The organism is Deltaproteobacteria bacterium (genome assembly GCA_016930875.1).
Classification (GTDB): domain Bacteria; phylum Desulfobacterota; class Desulfobacteria; order Desulfobacterales.
Genome location: JAFGFW010000133.1, coordinates 1 through 17,765, shown reverse-complemented (window position 1 = coordinate 17,765; position 17,765 = coordinate 1). Strand labels below are relative to the sequence as shown.

14 protein-coding genes are annotated in these 17,765 nt (G+C 50.1%); 9 read left to right on the top strand and 5 right to left on the bottom strand.

Features of this window, described 5'->3' with window-relative positions; genetic code table 11:
• Positions 1-833: hypothetical protein (locus tag JW883_11890; GenBank protein MBN1842968.1), on the bottom strand; the 833-nt coding region annotated here is incomplete at its 3' end.
• 374 nt (positions 834-1,207) lie between these two features.
• On the opposite strand from JW883_11890, the gene JW883_11885 reads away from it, so the two are divergent.
• Both JW883_11885 and JW883_11880 read left to right on the top strand, forming a co-directional pair.
• Positions 1,208-1,813, top strand: coding sequence for an isochorismatase family protein (locus JW883_11885; protein MBN1842967.1), 606 nt, complete (start codon positions 1,208-1,210; stop codon positions 1,811-1,813).
• Positions 1,814-1,939: 126 nt separating this feature from the next.
• A complete protein-coding gene (locus JW883_11880) occupies positions 1,940-2,521 on the top strand; it encodes a CBS domain-containing protein (GenBank protein ID MBN1842966.1) in 582 nt (193 codons plus the stop codon).
• A gap of 216 nt (positions 2,522-2,737) precedes the next feature.
• On the opposite strand, the gene JW883_11875 is transcribed toward JW883_11880, so the two are convergent.
• The 4 genes from JW883_11875 to JW883_11860 all read right to left on the bottom strand — a co-directional run bounded on the left by JW883_11875 (position 2,738) and on the right by JW883_11860 (position 7,493).
• Positions 2,738-3,781: a radical SAM protein gene (locus JW883_11875; protein ID MBN1842965.1), complete on the bottom strand. Its 1,044-nt coding sequence runs from the start codon at positions 3,779-3,781 to the stop codon at positions 2,738-2,740.
• A gap of 54 nt (positions 3,782-3,835) precedes the next feature.
• Entirely contained in the window at positions 3,836-4,540 is a 705-nt protein-coding gene (rnc, locus tag JW883_11870; protein MBN1842964.1) for a ribonuclease III, read from the bottom strand.
• Positions 4,537-6,087, bottom strand: coding sequence for a tetratricopeptide repeat protein (locus tag JW883_11865; protein ID MBN1842963.1), 1,551 nt, complete (start codon positions 6,085-6,087; stop codon positions 4,537-4,539). Before JW883_11865 ends, rnc begins: the two co-directional genes overlap by 4 nt.
• 122 nt (positions 6,088-6,209) lie before the next feature.
• Positions 6,210-7,493: a B12-binding domain-containing radical SAM protein gene (locus JW883_11860; GenBank protein ID MBN1842962.1), complete on the bottom strand. Its 1,284-nt coding sequence runs from the start codon at positions 7,491-7,493 to the stop codon at positions 6,210-6,212.
• Positions 7,494-7,732: 239 nt separating this feature from the next.
• Here JW883_11860 and JW883_11855 point away from each other — a divergent pair, with 239 nt between their 5' ends.
• The 7 genes from JW883_11855 to JW883_11825 all read left to right on the top strand — a co-directional run bounded on the left by JW883_11855 (position 7,733) and on the right by JW883_11825 (position 17,610).
• On the top strand, positions 7,733-9,826 hold the full coding sequence (locus JW883_11855) for an acetate--CoA ligase family protein (protein MBN1842961.1): 2,094 nt from the start codon (positions 7,733-7,735) through the stop codon (positions 9,824-9,826).
• A 15-nt stretch (positions 9,827-9,841) separates the two neighbouring features.
• Positions 9,842-10,909: a phosphotransacetylase family protein gene (locus tag JW883_11850; GenBank protein ID MBN1842960.1), complete on the top strand. Its 1,068-nt coding sequence runs from the start codon at positions 9,842-9,844 to the stop codon at positions 10,907-10,909.
• Positions 10,910-11,032: 123 nt separating this feature from the next.
• Positions 11,033-12,604, top strand: a complete 1,572-nt coding sequence (gene rmuC / locus JW883_11845; protein ID MBN1842959.1) for a DNA recombination protein RmuC — start codon at positions 11,033-11,035, stop codon at positions 12,602-12,604.
• A 64-nt stretch (positions 12,605-12,668) separates the two neighbouring features.
• Positions 12,669-14,033: a Trk system potassium transporter TrkA gene (gene trkA / locus JW883_11840; GenBank protein MBN1842958.1), complete on the top strand. Its 1,365-nt coding sequence runs from the start codon at positions 12,669-12,671 to the stop codon at positions 14,031-14,033.
• On the top strand, positions 14,034-15,482 hold the full coding sequence (locus JW883_11835) for a TrkH family potassium uptake protein (protein MBN1842957.1): 1,449 nt from the start codon (positions 14,034-14,036) through the stop codon (positions 15,480-15,482).
• 362 nt (positions 15,483-15,844) lie between these two features.
• The gene (locus tag JW883_11830; GenBank protein ID MBN1842956.1) at positions 15,845-16,699 is read left to right on the top strand and encodes a HEAT repeat domain-containing protein; all 855 of its coding nucleotides are present in this window, start codon (positions 15,845-15,847) and stop codon (positions 16,697-16,699) included.
• Positions 16,700-16,887: 188 nt separating this feature from the next.
• Positions 16,888-17,610, top strand: a complete 723-nt coding sequence (locus JW883_11825) for a hypothetical protein (GenBank protein MBN1842955.1) — start codon at positions 16,888-16,890, stop codon at positions 17,608-17,610.
• Positions 17,611-17,765 lie beyond the last annotated feature (155 nt).

Sequence of the window (17,765 nt, the reverse complement as noted above, 5' to 3'; positions counted from 1 at the left end):
CCGTCCTTGGAGCTTAAGGGGGTAAGAATGTGCAGGGACCGCTCCTCCAAATCAACTTCTTGGAGGATGCCGAGCGCTAAGAGACAATCTTCTGAGTCACAAAGACCTAAGAGCAAATTCTTTATGGCGTCTATTCGCACATTCCTTTCTTCACACCATACATATCCCTTCGGACCCACCTGTGAAAGCGGCACCTTCACTATTTGAGATTCTTTGAAATATTGCCTATACTTCTCTTCTCTGAAGCGTCTTCTCACCTCGGAGGGCCTTGTTCGGGCGTGCGCAGAGATCGGCAGTCGAAAAACAGATACGGTGTGCCGTTTTTCCAAGTATCTGAGAAGGTGCTCAATTTCTGACGTTTCCTGAAGTGCAAATATATGTTTGGGACAGAGTAAGTCCACCTTGTTCAGCTTCAGTTCGGCGCCGGCAACTCCGAGTATAAGACCGCTGGTGTTGACGATTACGGCCTCGGCCCCTGAATTCAGGGCCTTGTCTGCCATTTTCTTTGTACCCACCACGATGTCTAAGAGATGACCGGTAGGTGAAGTTGCTCCAATGAACCGCATATGGTGAGGTTTAAGGGTATCGCTTGCATCCGTTGGATTGGTGTAAAGCATCATGCCCAGGGTCGTGGGCGGACCTAAATGAGTTTGTCCTACATCACAATCGATCAGGGCAACAATCCGGTTGGCGTGTGTCAAAAAATGTATGAGATACCGTGAAAGGGTGCTTTTGCCCGAATCTGGCACACCCACTACCAGAAAGATTCCGGTCTCTTGAGAGATCGCCTCTGCCGCGGCTTTCCAACTGGGAGAAATACTAATAGTTTTCATGCCTTAATCTCATTTACAACTGCCAAGCCAGCATGTCAAGCTGGCAAGTCCTCATTTTTCTCAGGCTTGGGAGCTGAGCAAATGGACCTGTTTACCGTCATGATCTCGAGCGCGCCTAATGGTTGGAGGACTTCCCAAAGCCTCGCGTTTGTCCCAGGTAAATGCAATTGCCTGCTTTCATAGCAAGTACCTGCAAATCGGCTTGAATCTACAAAAGAGAGATCCTTGAAAGTCCCCCTTTATCAAAGGGAGATTTTCATGCTTACGCGCAACGAAACTTTGACGGAGTCTCGGAAACATGGCCTTGTGACAACGTGTCTCATCGTGTATTGTTGATTTGAACAAGAAGCCAATCCGCGCAAAGGGGTCGCACAATGGTTCAGAGCCAATCATGGTTGCAAGCTATCAAGGCTGAGAATTTCCGCCAGGCGTGGCCCTTGCCGGGCAAGACAGCCTTGTTGGTGATCGACATGCAAGACTATTTTGGCGCATTGGCAGCGCCTATTTTGGGCAATGTCTTCTCTTTGATTGAGGCTTGCAGGAAAAGAGGTGTGAAAATCTTCTTTACGCGACACGGGCATCGTGACCCAGCCACAGATGGTGGTATGCTCAGCGTGTGGTGGGGTGATCTGATAGAATTCGGATCGACTCAATGGCAATTGATGCCAGGACTAGACCCAGTGGGAACAGATACCGTCATAGACAAGAATCGTTACAGCGCTTTTTTCAAAACTGGGATGGACGAGGGGTTACGCGCTGCAGGTGCAGAAGACCTCATTATCTGTGGTGTCATGACGAATTGCTGCTGCGAGACAACGGCCCGTGATGCCTTTGTGCGCGATTACCGCGTGTTTTTTGTGGCAGACGCCACAACCACGGTCAACCAAGAACTCCACTTGGCAAGCCTGAGAAACCTGGCTTATGGTTTTGCCTACATCGTTGGCACTCAGGACATGTGTCAACGGCTTGAAAGCGAGTAAGAGCTCGCTCAAAAATACCTTGAAATTTTGGGAAGAATGATATATAGGAAATATCGCTTCGGCGCTTGTGCCAGGGTACAGTAATAGCAGAGCTCTCACAAATTTTCATTAAGGGAGGATAAGGGTATGGGAGAGGAAAAAAGAGTCAAGGACATTATGGCTCATATCGACGAATACGACAAAGTCGACACGGAGGCCCCTCTTTGTGATGTCTTGGCTGTATTGAAAAAAAACCATGAGAACATCAAGGCCTGTGTCGTCGGTAAATATCACAAGACGCTTTTTGTTACAGACGCATCAAATCAGATTGTGGGCAAATTGTCCATCTATGACCTCATCAGGGGCTTGGTTCCCGAATCTGCCAAGAAAACGGAGTTTTCCAGAATGTATTACCGCACCCTCTCTTCACGGGCACTGGAAGTAGCTGACGAGGTAGGTGCAGTGCAAGAACGCTTTAAGTGGCTTCATTCCACCTTTTTGGATTTGGTCAACCAAGAGACTCAGAAGAAAGTAAAAGAGGTCATGTCCCCCATTCATCCCGTGCTGGTGGAAGATGATGGCATAAACAAAGCCATATACGTGATGTTTAAGGAAAGTATAAGACAGCCTATGGTTACCCGGGATGGCAAGATTGTGGGCGTTGTAAATATCATGGACATTTTTCCTCAACTCCTTGAAATCGCCGGCGATGTGTGCGTCACAGGATAGCTTTCTGAATTAGTTGTGGTTGTTTTGACGGCCACAGCTATGCTACAGCTTTTTAAGTTACCTGGATATACAATAACCCCTTGGCTTTTTTGATAGAGCCAAGGGGTTATTCGTTGGTTCTGGATTCCTTCATGTTTACCTCGACTTGCTTCCTATGCAGATATCAGATGTTGAAGGCTCGCATATGTTTTGGCGTTTGAGGAACCTTCAATGGCTTTAACAGCAAACCCCTTTCGGTGGGTTTTCAACTTTAACCTTATTTTCTGGAACTGCTGGATCCGGGAAGACCTGAACGTCTTCAAGGCAAAACTGCTGGATGAGCTGTTTGATATTGCTCCTTTTCAGTCCCACTAGTTTTGGGACATCTCTGGGGCAGACCCTGAGCCCGACGCTTTTGGACAAGCCCTGTTGCGATTGAAGTTCCCGGGCCGCAAGGTCAAGAAAAAGCGCCGAATGTACGAGATGGCCGAAGGCCGGATGAAATGGACCGGCCACAATGCTTCCTGGCTCCAGCAGGCTGCTGCTGGCCTGGAGTCCCATCCGGATGACCGAAATCCCCCGTGCTTGAAAAAGAAGATAGAGTTTTTTTGTTAGCTCAACGGCATCGGGAAGAGAAAGAGGTTTAAACCGCCCCGCACGATACCACTTTTCAAGGAGAGTCTTCGTGACCACAATGGTGGGGTAGATGCGAACAAAATCGGGTTTGAGTTCGGCCACTCTCAGGCCGGTCTCAAGAATCGATTCTGAGGTGTCTCCCGGAAGACCTGGCATTATCTGCAGCCCTACGCGCAAGCCACGGCACTTAAGAAGTTCGACTGACCTGCGGGTATCCTCTGCAGTGTGGCCACGTTGGCTGAGACGAAGAACTGTGCCATCCATGGATTGGGCGCCCACTTCAATTGCCCGAACGCTGTAGAGACCTAAAGCCTCGATAGAGGCCTCTGTGACGGTGTCGGGCCTCGTGGAAAAGCGGATGCTTTCAACCTGGCCTTTTTCAACAAACCTTTGGGCCTCGTCCAACAAGGACATCCGAGAAGATGTCGGCAGGCCAAGAAAGTTGCCCCCGTAAAAGGCCACCTCCACCGGACTCCGGTGCACCCCTTTAAAGCCAAGGAACTCCGTTATCCTTGCTCGGACCTGCTCCGGCGAGAGGGTTTGATTCGTGCGACCCGTAATGGAGGTTTGATTGCAGAAGACACACCGGTGGGGACAACCCATGTGGGGGATAAAGATGGGGATAATAAAGGGCCTGGTACTCATTTCCTTCTGGAAAGAACACACATGATGAAGTGGTTTTGCAAATACGGATGTAGATCACTCGACTTTTTCTTGAAGCTTTTCAAGGGCTGCGTTGGCAGCGGCTTGCTCGGCTGACTTTTTGCTTTTACCTGCCCCATAAGTTGTCAGAGAAGGGCCGACGTCCAGACGAACCTCGAAGGTCTTGTCATGGTCGGGGCCGCTTTCGGCTACCACTTCATAATGAGGCGTGGTTTTAAATCGACCCTGCACAAGCTCTTGAAGTTGGCTCTTGAAATCTTCGGCCGCCACCCTTTCTCCAACATGCGAGATGATCTGAGAAAACTGTCTTTCAATGACCTCAAAAGCGGCCCGCAGACCCCTGTCAAGATATACGGCCGCAATCACTGCCTCAAGGGCATCAGCAAGGATCGAGCTTTTCTCTTGTCCATGGCTTAAGGCCTCACCTTTGCCCAAGAGCATGTACTCGCCTAGCTTTAGCTCTTGCGCCACGATAGCCAATTGCGACTCGTTAACAATGGTGGCCCTCATCCTGGAGAGGTCGCCTTCACGGGTTTCTGGAAAATGATCCATCAAAATATGCGTGATCACAAGATCGAGCACCGCATCTCCCAGAAACTCCAGGCGTTCATTGTCCTTCAGAGCAGGGTCGCGCTGCTCATTCACATAGGAACTGTGCTGCATGGCTTCTTGAAGAAACCCGATATCTTTGAATTCGTAACACAGTTCATTTTCCAACGACGAAAGGTCTTGTCTACTCATGGTTTGTTTTTCAGTCTTTCCAGGTTCTCCCTTGCAGGTGCAATGCCTGGATCCAATGCCAGGGCCTTTTCATACATAGCAATCGCCAGCTTCGTGTCACCCTTCTCGCGATAATTGGCGCCAAGGCTGGCGTAATCTACGGCAGAATGGGGGTCCAGTTCAACAGCTATTCTGAGGTTCTCAATGGCCTTGTCGTAGTCTTTCAGTTGGAAGCAAGAAAAACCAATGGCATTGTAGATCTCTTTAACATTGGGAGCCTTCTCCTTTGCCCTTTCCAGATGGATGAGCGCCTGCTCATAGTCTTCTAGGCTGTTGTAACATGTGCCCATGTAGATGAGAATCCTTACCAGGTCCTCCTTTTGGGGCTTCATTTGTATAGCCTTTGAGAGCTTTTCAAGCGCCGCGCGATACTCTCCCTTTTCAAAGCAACAAAGACCCGTGTAGAAGTGAAAATAGTACTGGTCTTTGTACGTAAGTTCAGCCCTGCTGAAGCTTTCAAGCGCCTCATCATAGCGGCCGGTCGTTGTGTAGCTAAGGCCGAGTCTGAAATGAATTGGACCTGCTTCTTCAACGGGAGACAACTTCAACGACTTTTCGTATCTTTCTATGGCAAGAATATGGTTTTCCGCTTCCTGGTGCAAGGTCCCAAAATGATAAAGCAAGTCTCCAACCTCATGTGTGGTTGCCTCGGGAAGAGGCAGATCTGAAAACGATCCAACCACCCGTTCCCTGCACTCAAGACAGTCTCTTTTAGAGTTCGCGTACTCGCAGTACCGAGCCATCAGATTATCCGGATCAAGGGTCCCATGAATATTTCCCAGGCTCTCTTTTTTGAGGAATGCATCCATACAGGCATAGACCGTGCCGTCTCGCGCCGAGATGATAAGGGCCGCAGGGCATGGGTCGGTCATGGACGCGGGGTCCGGCTCCAATCTGGCAGATGTATCATCCAGGATGTCTTGATAACAGAGATCGCAAACGATCTGTGCCTTGTCGCCGCTCTTGCCATGGCCCCAGTAGACCTTTTCTGTCCTGGCCAGGAGATCATCATTTCCTGCCAGAAAGAAGGTGTCCCGATTCAGGTAGAGACTCGGTAGAAAGAAAGCGCTTTTGAGCGCAGTGAGAAGGGCTGTGAGTGAAGTGGGCTCAGCTCGGTTATCAGGGACAAGAACCGGCAGCAACATGAGCCTTGGAATTTCCTGGTGCATATAGCCCTCCTGATCAAACTCACGAGCTGCCTGCTTCCAGATCTGGTAATAGTACTGGAAATAGAAACTCATTCCCTGCACGGTTCCAGATGGCGCATGGTGAACAAAATGAAGATAAAGCCGAGCAAAAAGGTTTGCCCTCAGAAAGGCGCTTACCTCCTTCTGGAAACGTTCCACCTGGGGCATACCGTCAGTCAGACTATCAGCGATAAGATAAAGATTAGATGTCAGGTTGACATAAGAAAACAGGCCCGACAGTGTTCGGCAAAGCCTCTCAAGCTGTTTCTTGTCCTGTTTGTCCAGAATTACGAATATTTTTTGTAAAACAAGCTCGGTCATTTTCTCTATCCGTTTGGCCGGTTCAGCCTGTCTATCCGTTTGACCCGGTTTTTAACCTCTAGGCACTTGCGTCGAGACGTTATTCGATTACACGATTCCCGTCTTGAACGGGCTCAACCGATTCACGACACGATCCGCCTGCCTCTGTCAAGGGAATGGGCTCGCCACAGGTCCTGGATCCTGGCAATGTCCTTGGTGCTCATGTGGGCGGTTTCGTACTGACACCCGATGGAAAGATAGGCCGGGCGTTTTGTGTTCAGGGGCAGAATGTTGTAATCCTCGTAGTGTCTCTCCATGTGCGTGCCAAAATAGATTTGCATCTGCTGGGAGTTCGTGTTGCCCATGATTTTAACCTTATTTTTTTTCACAAATTCCAGCGTCTTAACCGCATCTTCAAAGGTTTCGTAAGGAAGGCCGAATATCGTAAAAAGCTCCACCTCTATATCCTCACTCTGGGCAAGCCTGATCGCCTCGGCTACTTTCTCGATCGACAGGTGCTTGTCGAGCCTTGGCAGTACCCGTTCTGAAGCCGACTCCAGCCCAAAGGCGATGGTGCGGACACCTGCCAGTCTCATCTTTTTCATCAACTCTGGGTTCACAAGGTCTGCACGGGTTTGCAACCAAATTTCGGACTCAAGTCCGTCTGTCAAGATCCTTTCAAGCAGGTTTTGAAATCGTGTCCACCTGTAGGAAATATTGGGATCGGCGAACCAGAGTCTCCTAACCCCTTTTTTTCTGATCCATTTTATCTCTTCAATGACCCGATCTATGGAGTGAAAGGTCACTTTGTGCTTGAAGGCATAAGGTGTGTAACAATACTTGCAGTGGTGAGGGCAGCCGCGAGATGTGAGCATAATGGCCTCGCCCATTCGAGAGTAGTCAAAAACGTCATTGAGGTAGGGAGAGGGATAGCGATCCAGATCCGTAAATCCTTCAATGTCGTCCGTATCACGGATGACACCATCCGCGTTCTTGTAGCTGACCCCGGAAAGGTCTGAAAAGGGCGCCTCCTTTTCGATGGCACGTGCAATGCAAAGGAGCGTCACCTCACCGGAAGATCGACTGATATAATCGATATCATGCATTTGGGCAAAGCCCGCCGAAGGCATGAATGTGGCCTGCGGGCCCCCAATGGCTATCTTGATGTTGCTGTTTATGGACTTTATGAGTCTTGCCAGACCCATTGTGTAGAGCATGGTTCGCTGGTAGGCCGAAAGTCCCACCAGGGCAGGCTGGAAGTTGGTAATGATGTCCTTAAGACCGGCGGTGGAGACGGACGTGTCCTCTCCGAAAGTCAATATCTTGACCTGAAATCCTTTGGATTTCAGAAAGGCTGCGATGTACCCCAGTGAGATGGGGGGCGATGCAGGGGCAAAAGGGTTTATTTCGATCAGCAGAACATTCACGGTGCCCGTGTTATAGGAAACAGAACAGCGAAAGGTCAAGGGAAAATAAGATGAAATCGCTTCGCGACTTCATGAAGCGTTGCTTGGCCGCCTGGCAAATGGGAATTTAGGTGAAAATACAAGTTGTAGCCGGTTCATCGTTGGGCACCCGCCGTTATTTTGTTGTTGCCTTAAGGCGAAAAGATATAATATAAAATTTCGGAGTAATTAAGTCTTAATGCCTTGAACTGACACAGGTAATGTTAGAACACTTCTTCAGCCCTTCTTCTGTTGCCGTAGTCGGGGCTTCACAGAAGCCCGGCAAGATCGGTTACGATATTTTGAACAATATCGTCCAGTACGGCTACCCCGGCGCTGTCTATCCCATAAATCCAAAGGCCCAGGAGATCCTGGGGCGCAGGGCATACCCGGATCTGGTTTCGGTCCCCTCTGATATTGACCTTGCGGTTGTTGCCCTGCCAGCGCCAGCCGTCATGGGTGTGGTGGAGCAATGCGGCAAGAAAAACGTCGATTCGGTCGTTATCATTACGGCCGGTTTTAAAGAAATCGGACCCGAAGGGGCTCGTCTGGAAAAAAAGCTGGCCACACGGGCCAGGGAGATGGGCATCCGGGTGGTGGGCCCCAACTGCCTTGGTATTATCGACACAATATGCCCCCTGAATGCATCGTTTGCTTCAGGCATGCCCCTTGGGGGCCATATCGGGTTTTTTTCCCAATCCGGCGCCATGTGTGTGGCTATCCTTGACTGGGCCTTGGGAGAAAATGTGGGTTTCTCAAGATTTGTTAGTCTGGGCAATAAGATGGATATTTCAGAAGCTGAGATGATCCTTTCCATGGGGCAGGATGAGAACACGCGTGTGATTCTCGGGTATTTGGAAAGCGTTGAGGACGGTCCGCTTTTCATGAAAACGGCCCGACAGGTCTCCAAAAAAAAACCAATCATTGTCATTAAGTCAGGTACCACGAGCGCCGGGGCCAAGGCCGCTTCGTCTCACACGGGCGCTTTGGCGGGCTCTGAGAATGCCTACAACGCAGCTTTCAAGCAATCCGGTATCATACGCGCCGGATCTATGCAGTCTCTGTTTGGATACGCCATGGCATTTGCCAGTCAACCGCTCCCAGAAGGCCCTCGTCTTGCCATTATTACCAATTCCGGGGGCCCGGGCATCCTGGCCGCGGACGCCTCTGACAGAAGCTCACTCCACCTGAGTCCGATTCGAAAGAAAACGGCAGATCGTCTCCGAGAGTTTCTTCCGCCCACAGCTTCCGTTTACAATCCCATAGATATCATAGGCGATGCATCACATGAAAGATACGGGAAAACCCTGGAAGTCGTGCTTGATGACGGCTCTATCCACGCTGTGTTGATACTTTTGACTCCAACGGCAGCCGTGGACCCCGTGGCCGTTGCTCGGAGGATCGCGAAGTTGGCCAGGGATGCTGAGAAACCTATTGTCACGTCCTTTATGGGAGAAAAGAAGGTGCGGGCTGCTCGCAAGATCCTCCAAGACCATTCAATACCCAGTTATGACTATCCCGAAGATGCCATAGCAGCTTTGGATGCCATGCTTTCCTATCGCCTCTGGCGAGAAAGGCCTGAAAGGCAATACCGGAGTTTCGAGGCAGACAGCCGCAAGGTGCGCGAGATCTTTGCCTCTGTTATCGACCAGCACAGACACGATCTAATCGAAAATGAAGCCAGGGAGATCTTGAGAGCATATGGATTCAGGCTCCCTGAAAGCCGGATTGCCCGGACCACCAGGGAGGCCCTAAAGGCGGCTTCAGAGATCGGTTATCCTGTTGTCATGAAGATTGCCTCACCCGATGTGCTCCACAAGAGCGATATGGGGGGAGTTCGCGTCAAACTCGAAAACGACGCCGCGGTGGAAGAGGCCTTTTTTGATATAACCTCGAACATTCAACTGCGGCAGCCAGAGGCGCGCATCCTGGGAGTGATGGTTCAGGAAATGGTAACACAGGGTAAAGAGGTGATCCTGGGAATTACCAGGGACATGCAGTTTGGCCCTATGGTTATGTTTGGCCTTGGTGGAATCTATGTTGAGGTATTGAAAGATGTGTCCTTTAGAATTGCGCCGCTTAGCGTTGAGAGCGCCGATGCAATGATCCGCGAAATCCGATCGTTTCCGCTGCTGCGTGGGGTGCGGGGTGAGGCGCCTGCAGATATTGAAGGGATCAGGGATGCCCTTGTGAGGCTCTCTCAGATGGCCATGGACTTTCCTGAAATCGTTGAGGCGGATATTAATCCACTCTTGGTATGCCCGGAGGGTCAGGGCGTAGTGGCAGTGGATGCCAGAATCACCATACAAGAGTGAGGGGAGACAGGTAAAATGGTTTGTCTATACGTAGGATCAACAACCGGGTATTCAGGAAAAAACCTGACAGTCATGGGAATAGGTCAGCGGTTTCTCAAAGACGGCCTCAAGGTGGGATATTTCAAGCCCTTTGGCCGGCTGCCTATTAAGATAGACGGTGTGCTGACTGATAAGGACGCGTGGTTTATCCACAGGGTACTTATGTTGAAGGATCCGGTGGAGACACTCTGCCCTGTGGTCTTGACCCACGACCTGATGGTGAATGGCTGCCGTGGTGAATGTCCTGGACTGGATCTGAAGATCCTGGACGCCTTTGAAGCCGTATCACAAGAAAAAGATGTGGTGATCATTGGAGGTGCAGGCAAGCTTGAGTCAGGAATGGCTTTTGACATATCAGGATATCACATTATCGAAAGACTCAAGGCCCGTGTCCTTTTGGTGGATTACTATGATAAGGAATTCTATCTGGATGCGGTCTTGAATGCCCAGGAGGTCCTGGAGGAACGTCTCTTGGGAGCTATCATAAACAGAGTACACGCAGGCTATTTAGACAAGATCCAGGACTTGATTGTGCCCTTCCTTGAACGGAAAGGAGTCCCGGTCTTTGGCATACTTCCCGAGGACGCTGTCCTGGGTTCAGTGATGATTGGAGATATAGCGGAAACCCTTGCGGGGGATGTGCTCTGCTGCCGCAATAAACTGGATGGCCTGATCGAGCACTTTCTGATCGGAGGGATGCAGGTTGATCGTGCCCTTGAATATATCAGGAAAACCAGAAATAATGCGGTGATTGTGGGCGGCGATCGGGCCGATATACAACTGGCAGCCGTTGAGGCCATGACGCAGTGCCTTATCCTCACAGGCAATCTTTATCCCAATGAAATTGTGGTTGCCAGAGCCGAGTTGAAGGGCATACCCATTGTTGTGGTTCGAGATGACACTTATTCAGTGGCAAAAAAGGTCGAGGAACTCTCCGGCAAGCTTCGCCTGAGGGAAAAAGAAAAAGTCTATTGCGGCATCAGCCTCATCGAGGAAAAAGTCAATTTTGAGAGATTGTATGAATCACTCGGGATCAGTGTGTGAGTACAAGCTCAAGAGTGAGCAGGTTAGACAATCATCGTAACGTAAAAGTCGGTGCTAACTTGCTAAATAATTTCAAAGGACTACCTTCATGAATGACGGAACTCTGGTTAGACAATGCCCTCCGTGAATTATCTTAATTATATCCTAATATTTGTTCTTGGCGGCGTTTTCGGTGGCCTGATTGCATGGCTGGCGGCAAGATCAAGGATCAGTGTAAAGGCGTCAAGGGTCCTTGCTCAGAACAGCGCTGAGCTTGCACGGTTGGAGGAGGCCATCCGGAGCAAAGAGAAAGAACTCCAAGAAAAAAACGGCAGGATTGCTCATTTGCAAGAAGAGTTGAGCCACGCTGAAGCCAACATGCTAAAGATTTGTGAAGAGCGCTCCGCTGCCAAGGCCAAGCTTGAACAGATGGGCCATGTGCAACAGGCACTTGAAAAAAAGACGGGCGAGGTCAAAGATCTTACAGTAAACATCACGGAACTGAGAGAGAAACAGGCCAAACTGGAAATCATCATAGAAAAAGAACGACTGGCAACTGAAGAAAAGCTACAATTGCTTGAGAAAGCAAAACAAAAGCTCACAGATACCTTCCAGGCCATCTCTGCCACAGCATTGAAAAACAGCCAGGAATCTTTTCTTGATCTGGCAACGGCGACCCTTGCCAGTTACCAGGAGGCAGCCAAGGCCGACTTGGAACTGCGTCAGGAAGGGGTGAAGCGGGTTGTCGAACCCATTAAGGAATCGCTGGAAAAATATGACAGGCAAGTCCAGGATATGGAAAGGGTTCGACAGGAAGCCTATGGCGGCCTCACAGAACAGGTTCAGTCGCTTATGACAACTCAGCAGCTCCTGCACAAGGAAACCGCGAATCTGGTCAAGGCGCTCAGAACCCCTCAGGTGCGTGGAAGGTGGGGAGAAATTACTTTAAGGAGAGTTGCTGAACTGGCCGGTATGCTGAGATGCTGTGATTTCTTTGAACAAGAAACCAGAGATACCGAGCAAGGTCGCTTGCGACCTGATATGATTGTTAGGCTCCCCAATGAAAGACAGATTGTAGTGGATGCCAAGGCCCCGCTTCTTGCCTATCTGGAAGCCCTGGAAGCTGAAACAGAGGAAGAAAGGGCAAGCAAGTTGGTCCTCCATTCCAAACAGATCCAGGCCCATATGAATAAACTCTCGCAAAAGAGCTACTGGGAACAGTTTCAGCCGACCCCTGAATTTGTGGTCCTCTTCATACCCGGAGAGAATTTCTTCAGCTCAGCCTTAGAACAGAATCCCGGCCTCATCGAAAAAGGTGTGGATAAGGGTGTCATATTGGCCACTCCAACAACCTTCATTTCTCTTCTCAAAGCCGTGGCCTTTGGGTGGCGACAAGAAACCATGGCCAAGAACGCCGTAGTCATCAGCAACCTGGGCAAGGAGCTCTACGAGAGAATCAACACGATGACAGAACACCTGGGCAGGCTGGGCCGAGACGTTCAGAGGTGTGTATCAACGTATAACCAGGTCATCGGCTCTTTTGAACGGAGAGTCTTGGCCTCGGCACGAAAATTCACTGAAGTGGGTATTACAAAAAGGGAGGGCGCGGAAATTCCGCTTATCAATCCTGTTGAAAAGACAACACGCCAAATCAGCCTCGTCCCATCAAACGAATGTGACAGTTCGGGGATCAGTAATGGCCCTGCCCGAGGATGATCGCATAATGGACTGGACTTGGCTCTTGAACGCCTACGGATTAACTTAGCTGGGAGCGATTACATTGAAAATTGTCATTGTTGGCGCGGGTGAGGTTGGCTTCCACATTGCTAGCCGTCTCGCCCTTGAAAACAAGGAAGTTGTGGTCATTGACAACAATGCGGGAGCTTTGCGACGGGTTTTTGAAAGCCTGGATGTGCAGGCAGTCCAGGGTTGCGGGAGTAGTCCGGCCATCCTTGAGCAGGCAGGAATAAAAGGGGCCGACATCATGCTGGCTGTTACTGACAGCGACGAGACCAACCTGGTCGCCTCCCTTTTTGCCAATATTCTATCTCCTGCTACTATTAAACTGGCCCGCATCAGAAGCGAAGATTATCTTATGCATCAGGACGTCCTGAGCCAGGATCCCTATCGCATTGATGTGATGATAAACCCAGAGGCCGAGGCGGTCAAGACGGTTGAGAGGCTGCTGCGGGTTCCCGGCGCTGTGGATGTAGGAGAATTTGCCGACGGTCGCATCAAGCTTGTTGGTGTGCACCTGGATGGGAATAGCCCGGTGGCCGGCACCAAGCTGATAGATCTCCGCAACAAGGCCGGCCAGAAAAAGATCCTTGTAGCAGCCATTGTTAGAAATGAAGAACTTATTATCCCTTCCGGGGAAGACCAAATCCTGGAAGGGGATCTGGTCTACTTTGTTTCAGAGGAAAAAGGACTCAAGGCTGCCTTAAAGATTTTTGGCAAGCGGGCTGAACCCTTTAACCATGTGCTCCTTGTCGGAGGCGGCAATCTGGGGCTCAAGGCTGCCAAGGCCCTCGAAAAACACTCCATACATACCAAGCTCATTGAGAAAGATACGGATCGTTGCCGGGAGCTGGCAGAAGACCTTGACAAAGTTGTAGTCCTGCAGGGGGATGGCTCCGACCAAGAACTCCTTCGAGAGGAAAACATCCAGGATATGGACGTGGTGATAACCCTTACCGGAGACGAAGAAACCAACATTCTTACATCCCTTCTTGCCAAACGGATGGGCGCGCATAAGACCGTGACTCGCATTAGTAAGTTTGGCTACTTTCCCCTGGTTTCTGCCATCGGTCTTGAACACGTTGTTAGCCCACGTCTTGCGGCAATCAATACGATATTACAATATGTTCGCCGGGGCAAAGTGTTGTCTGCCATGGCCCTCAAAGGGGAAGAAGCAGAGGTTCTGGAAGCTATTGCCCTGGAAACCTCTGATATTGTTGGAAACCCCCTCAAGAAAATCTCCTTCCCTCAAGGCGCGTTGGTTGTAGCTATCATACGTCAGGACGAAGTGATCATCCCCACAGGAGATAGCGTCATCCTGCCGGAGGATCGAATCATTATCCTTTCTACCCGCCAGGGTATCCCTCAGGTCGAAAAGGCCCTCATGGTCAAGCTGGAGTATTTCTAAATGCGCATCCGCTACACGCTCCATCTAGTCGGGATTTTGACCATTTTTCTCGGGTTGACCATGGTCTTTCCCCTCCTTTTTGGCCTCTTCTATCAGGACGAAAGCGTTGGTCCCCTTGCGAAGTCGATAGTAGTTACGCTTGGAAGCGGCGCGGCGCTCTATTTTGTTTTCAGAAGCGCCAAGGATGAGATGATGAGCCATCGGGAGGGGATGGGAGTGGTGGCCCTTGGGTGGACGGCCGCCGGGCTTTTCGGAGCGCTCCCGTACTACTGGGGAGGCGTGTTCAACACCTTTGCTGATGCCTTTTTCGAGTCTCTTTCAGGTTTTACCACCACAGGGGCTTCGGTGCTTTGCAACATAGAGATGGTGCCTCGTGGATTTCTCTTCTGGAGGAGTCTCACCCACTGGCTGGGGGGGATGGGAATCATTGTGCTATCTCTGGCCATCTTACCACTTCTGGGTATTGGGGGTATGCAGCTTTATAAGCCTGAAGTCCCAGGACCGGTACCGGATAAGCTAAAGCCGCGCATTAGAGACACGGCCATGGTCTTGTGGAAGGTCTATGTGCTTTTCAGCGCAGCAGAAACCTTGTTGCTGATGCTTGGAGGCATGGACTTGTTTGAGGCCTTCTGCCACACCTTTGGAACCATGGCCACTGGAGGGTTCTCCACAAGAAACGCTTCCATCGGTGCCTATAATAGCCCATACATCGATACGGTTATCTGTATGTTTATGCTCTTTGCGGGAATCAACTTCTCCCTTCATTATCAATGCTTGAAGGGAGATTGTCTGGCATTCTGGCGCAATTCGGAGTTTCGTTTTTTCATAGGCATAGCCGCCATATTTTGTCTCGTAGTCACTTTCAATATCTATCACGCGGCATATGAAACGCTTTCCGGGGCCATACGGTTTGGTGTCTTCCAGGTGCTCTCCATAATTACAACAACCGGATACGCCACGGCCGACTATGAATTATGGCCTCCTCTTTCTCACAGTATTTTACTCTTTTGCATGTTTCTCGGCGCCTGCGCGGGCTCCACTGGCGGCGGCATGAAGTGCCTACGCATTATGCTTCTTCTGAAGCATTCGTACAAGCAGCTCTTTTCCCTGATCCACCCCCATGCAGTAACACAAGTCAAACTTGGAGGCCATCCCATCTCAGATGAGGTTCTACACAGTATATGGGGATATTTCATGTTTTACCTGGGTCTCTTTATCCTCTGCTCCTTTTTGCTGGCCTCTATGGATGTTGATGTGATCACCTCCTTTGCGGCCGTAGCAGCCACAATTGGAAACATCGGGCCAGGTCTTGGACTGGTGGGGCCCACGGATAACTTTGCCCATATCCCGTTGCTGGGTAAGTGGTTACTCATCCTGTGTATGCTTGTGGGGCGATTGGAAATCTACACGGTTCTCGTTCTTTTCGTGCCGGAGTTCTGGCGAAAGTGATCCTTCGCTCGTTGTGGAGCACTGATGAGTCAAAGTGGTCTGGTCATCTTAACTATAACCGGCTAATTTCGTATGGATTTTTGGGCAAACTTTGGTCAAAACCGTAAAACTGAAGGGATGTCCCGTATTTCCCACTGCCCTCTTGAGCCGCCGAAGCCCCTGGCGAAGGAGCTTGCCATCGACTACAAACCTGGGATAAATTCATTCACTTTACCGGCGTTATCCGTATGTCTGGTCGACACAAGTTGTTCGCCATAGGTCTATTAGTCTTCTTTGTAACGGCCTACAATGCCAAAAGGGTTTGGTATCGCCTACATCCCAGGGACATGGTTTGGTTCCAGAAGGGCGCCCCGGATGCGCTAATGAGGTCGGATCTCGAGGCCTGTGAATCTGTCCCTTCCAACGGCAAGCACGTCGCTGCTTGCATGCAAGCCAAGGGGTACCTGCTCATTACTCGATCGGAAGCAGAACTCTTGCGGGTGAGGTCTCTTCAAGAAAAAGGCCTTAGTGAACGAGATGTGGCAGCACGCCTTCAATGGAACAGGGGGAAGGTTTCGCGTTATGTGGATGAAGAATACGAGTTAGGGCATATCGATTCTCTGGGCAGGCAGCCTGTTGACGTATTGGCAAGCCTCGGCAAGCCAGCCGTAAAGCCCCTAATTGCTGAACTGAAAGATTATGATCCTCTTGTCCGGCGACAGGCAGCAGAGGCGCTGGGCGAGATAAGGGATCCGCGAGCTGTAAAGCCGCTAATTGCTTTGATGAAGGATACAGACCCGCTCATTCGAAGACATGCGGTGAAAGCACTGGGCCAGATAAGCAATGCCCGGGCAGTATCGCCCCTTATTGGGGTGCTGAATGACCAAAATGAACAATCTCATGTAAGGATGACTGCCGCGGAGGCCCTGGGGAGGATTGGGGAACGCAGTGCTTTGCAAGCGCTTGTTTCAGCGCTGCACGACCCGCATTGGACTGTCCGAAGTCGTGCGGCAATAGCATTAGGTAGAATAACGGATCCACATGCAGTGGGGCCTTTGATTTCCGCGCTAAAGGATGAAGATGCATTAGTCCGAGGCCATGTGGCTGATGCATTGGGGGAGATTAAACATGAAAGTGCAATTGAACCGTTGCGTGCCGCACTGGAAGATCCGGATAGTGATGTCAGAAGAAGGGCAAAACAGGCGTTGACGAAGATACTCAGTGGTCAAGATTCTTAGATTTCGGGCAGAAACCTAAAAAAGCCTGCGCAGTTGAAGAGTGTCAAGGGGCTTAATGAACGTGTTCATACCGTGGAACAACGGCTTTTCATTCTATAGAGACGGATAACGGGGTTGTCGAATTGATAGGCGTTGGTTCGGATGGGAGACATCCGATTTACCCGAGTCAATTTCCCGGGTTGACGTGCATGTCCTGGCACAGACTTACAATGTTTATTGTAGCGCTTTTCCTGATCGGCTGCAGCCCTAAGATTGCCATTCGGGTTGATTCCATTGTTGACCAAGGAAAACCGCTTTCAGAAAAGAAATATATTCTCTATAGCAGAATGAAGGGCACTTCGGTGAATGATCTGTATTTTCGAGAATATAGTAAGTACTTTCGAGAAATTCTGAAAAAACATGGATACCGCCAAGAGAACCAACCGGAGAGCGCTGATTTGGCCATTTACCTCAGTTATGGGATAACTGGAGGGGAGGAGGTTCATCACACATACACGAGACCTGTTTATGCAATAATCGGCGGAGAAACAGTTGACATCAGAGAAACGGAAACGGATGCAGACGGTAGAAAGATTGAGACAACAAAAAGCGTAACTATCCCCACAAGAAGGCGGGTTGTGGGCGTGGAAACCAAAAGAGAAAGCTACACAGTCTTCACCGCACATGCGGTACTCGAAGCTAAAGAAATAAATGAAGCAAAGGGACATACGGACAACAGTATGCAAACGTTATGGAAAACCACCATAACGACTACCAGCAAGTTAAATGACTTAAGACGAATTATGCCCATGATGGCGGCCGCTTCCATGCCCTATTTGGGAAAGAATACTGGTGAAATAGTTACGGTCAAGCTACGAGACAATGATGACCGCGTGTTAGAAATGAAACGTTTGAGATCTATAGCCCCATGATTCTGGCCTCTCCGGTCACAGAATGGTAGTCAGAAGCCTGAGTCCGAGAGTAAACCCTAACGTTGCAGAAGCCGAGGGTGCTGCAGATGCAAGGCGTCAAGGGTGAGGCTGTAGTCGTTTACGCCGATCCCTTGACAACGCAGCAGATGCTGTAT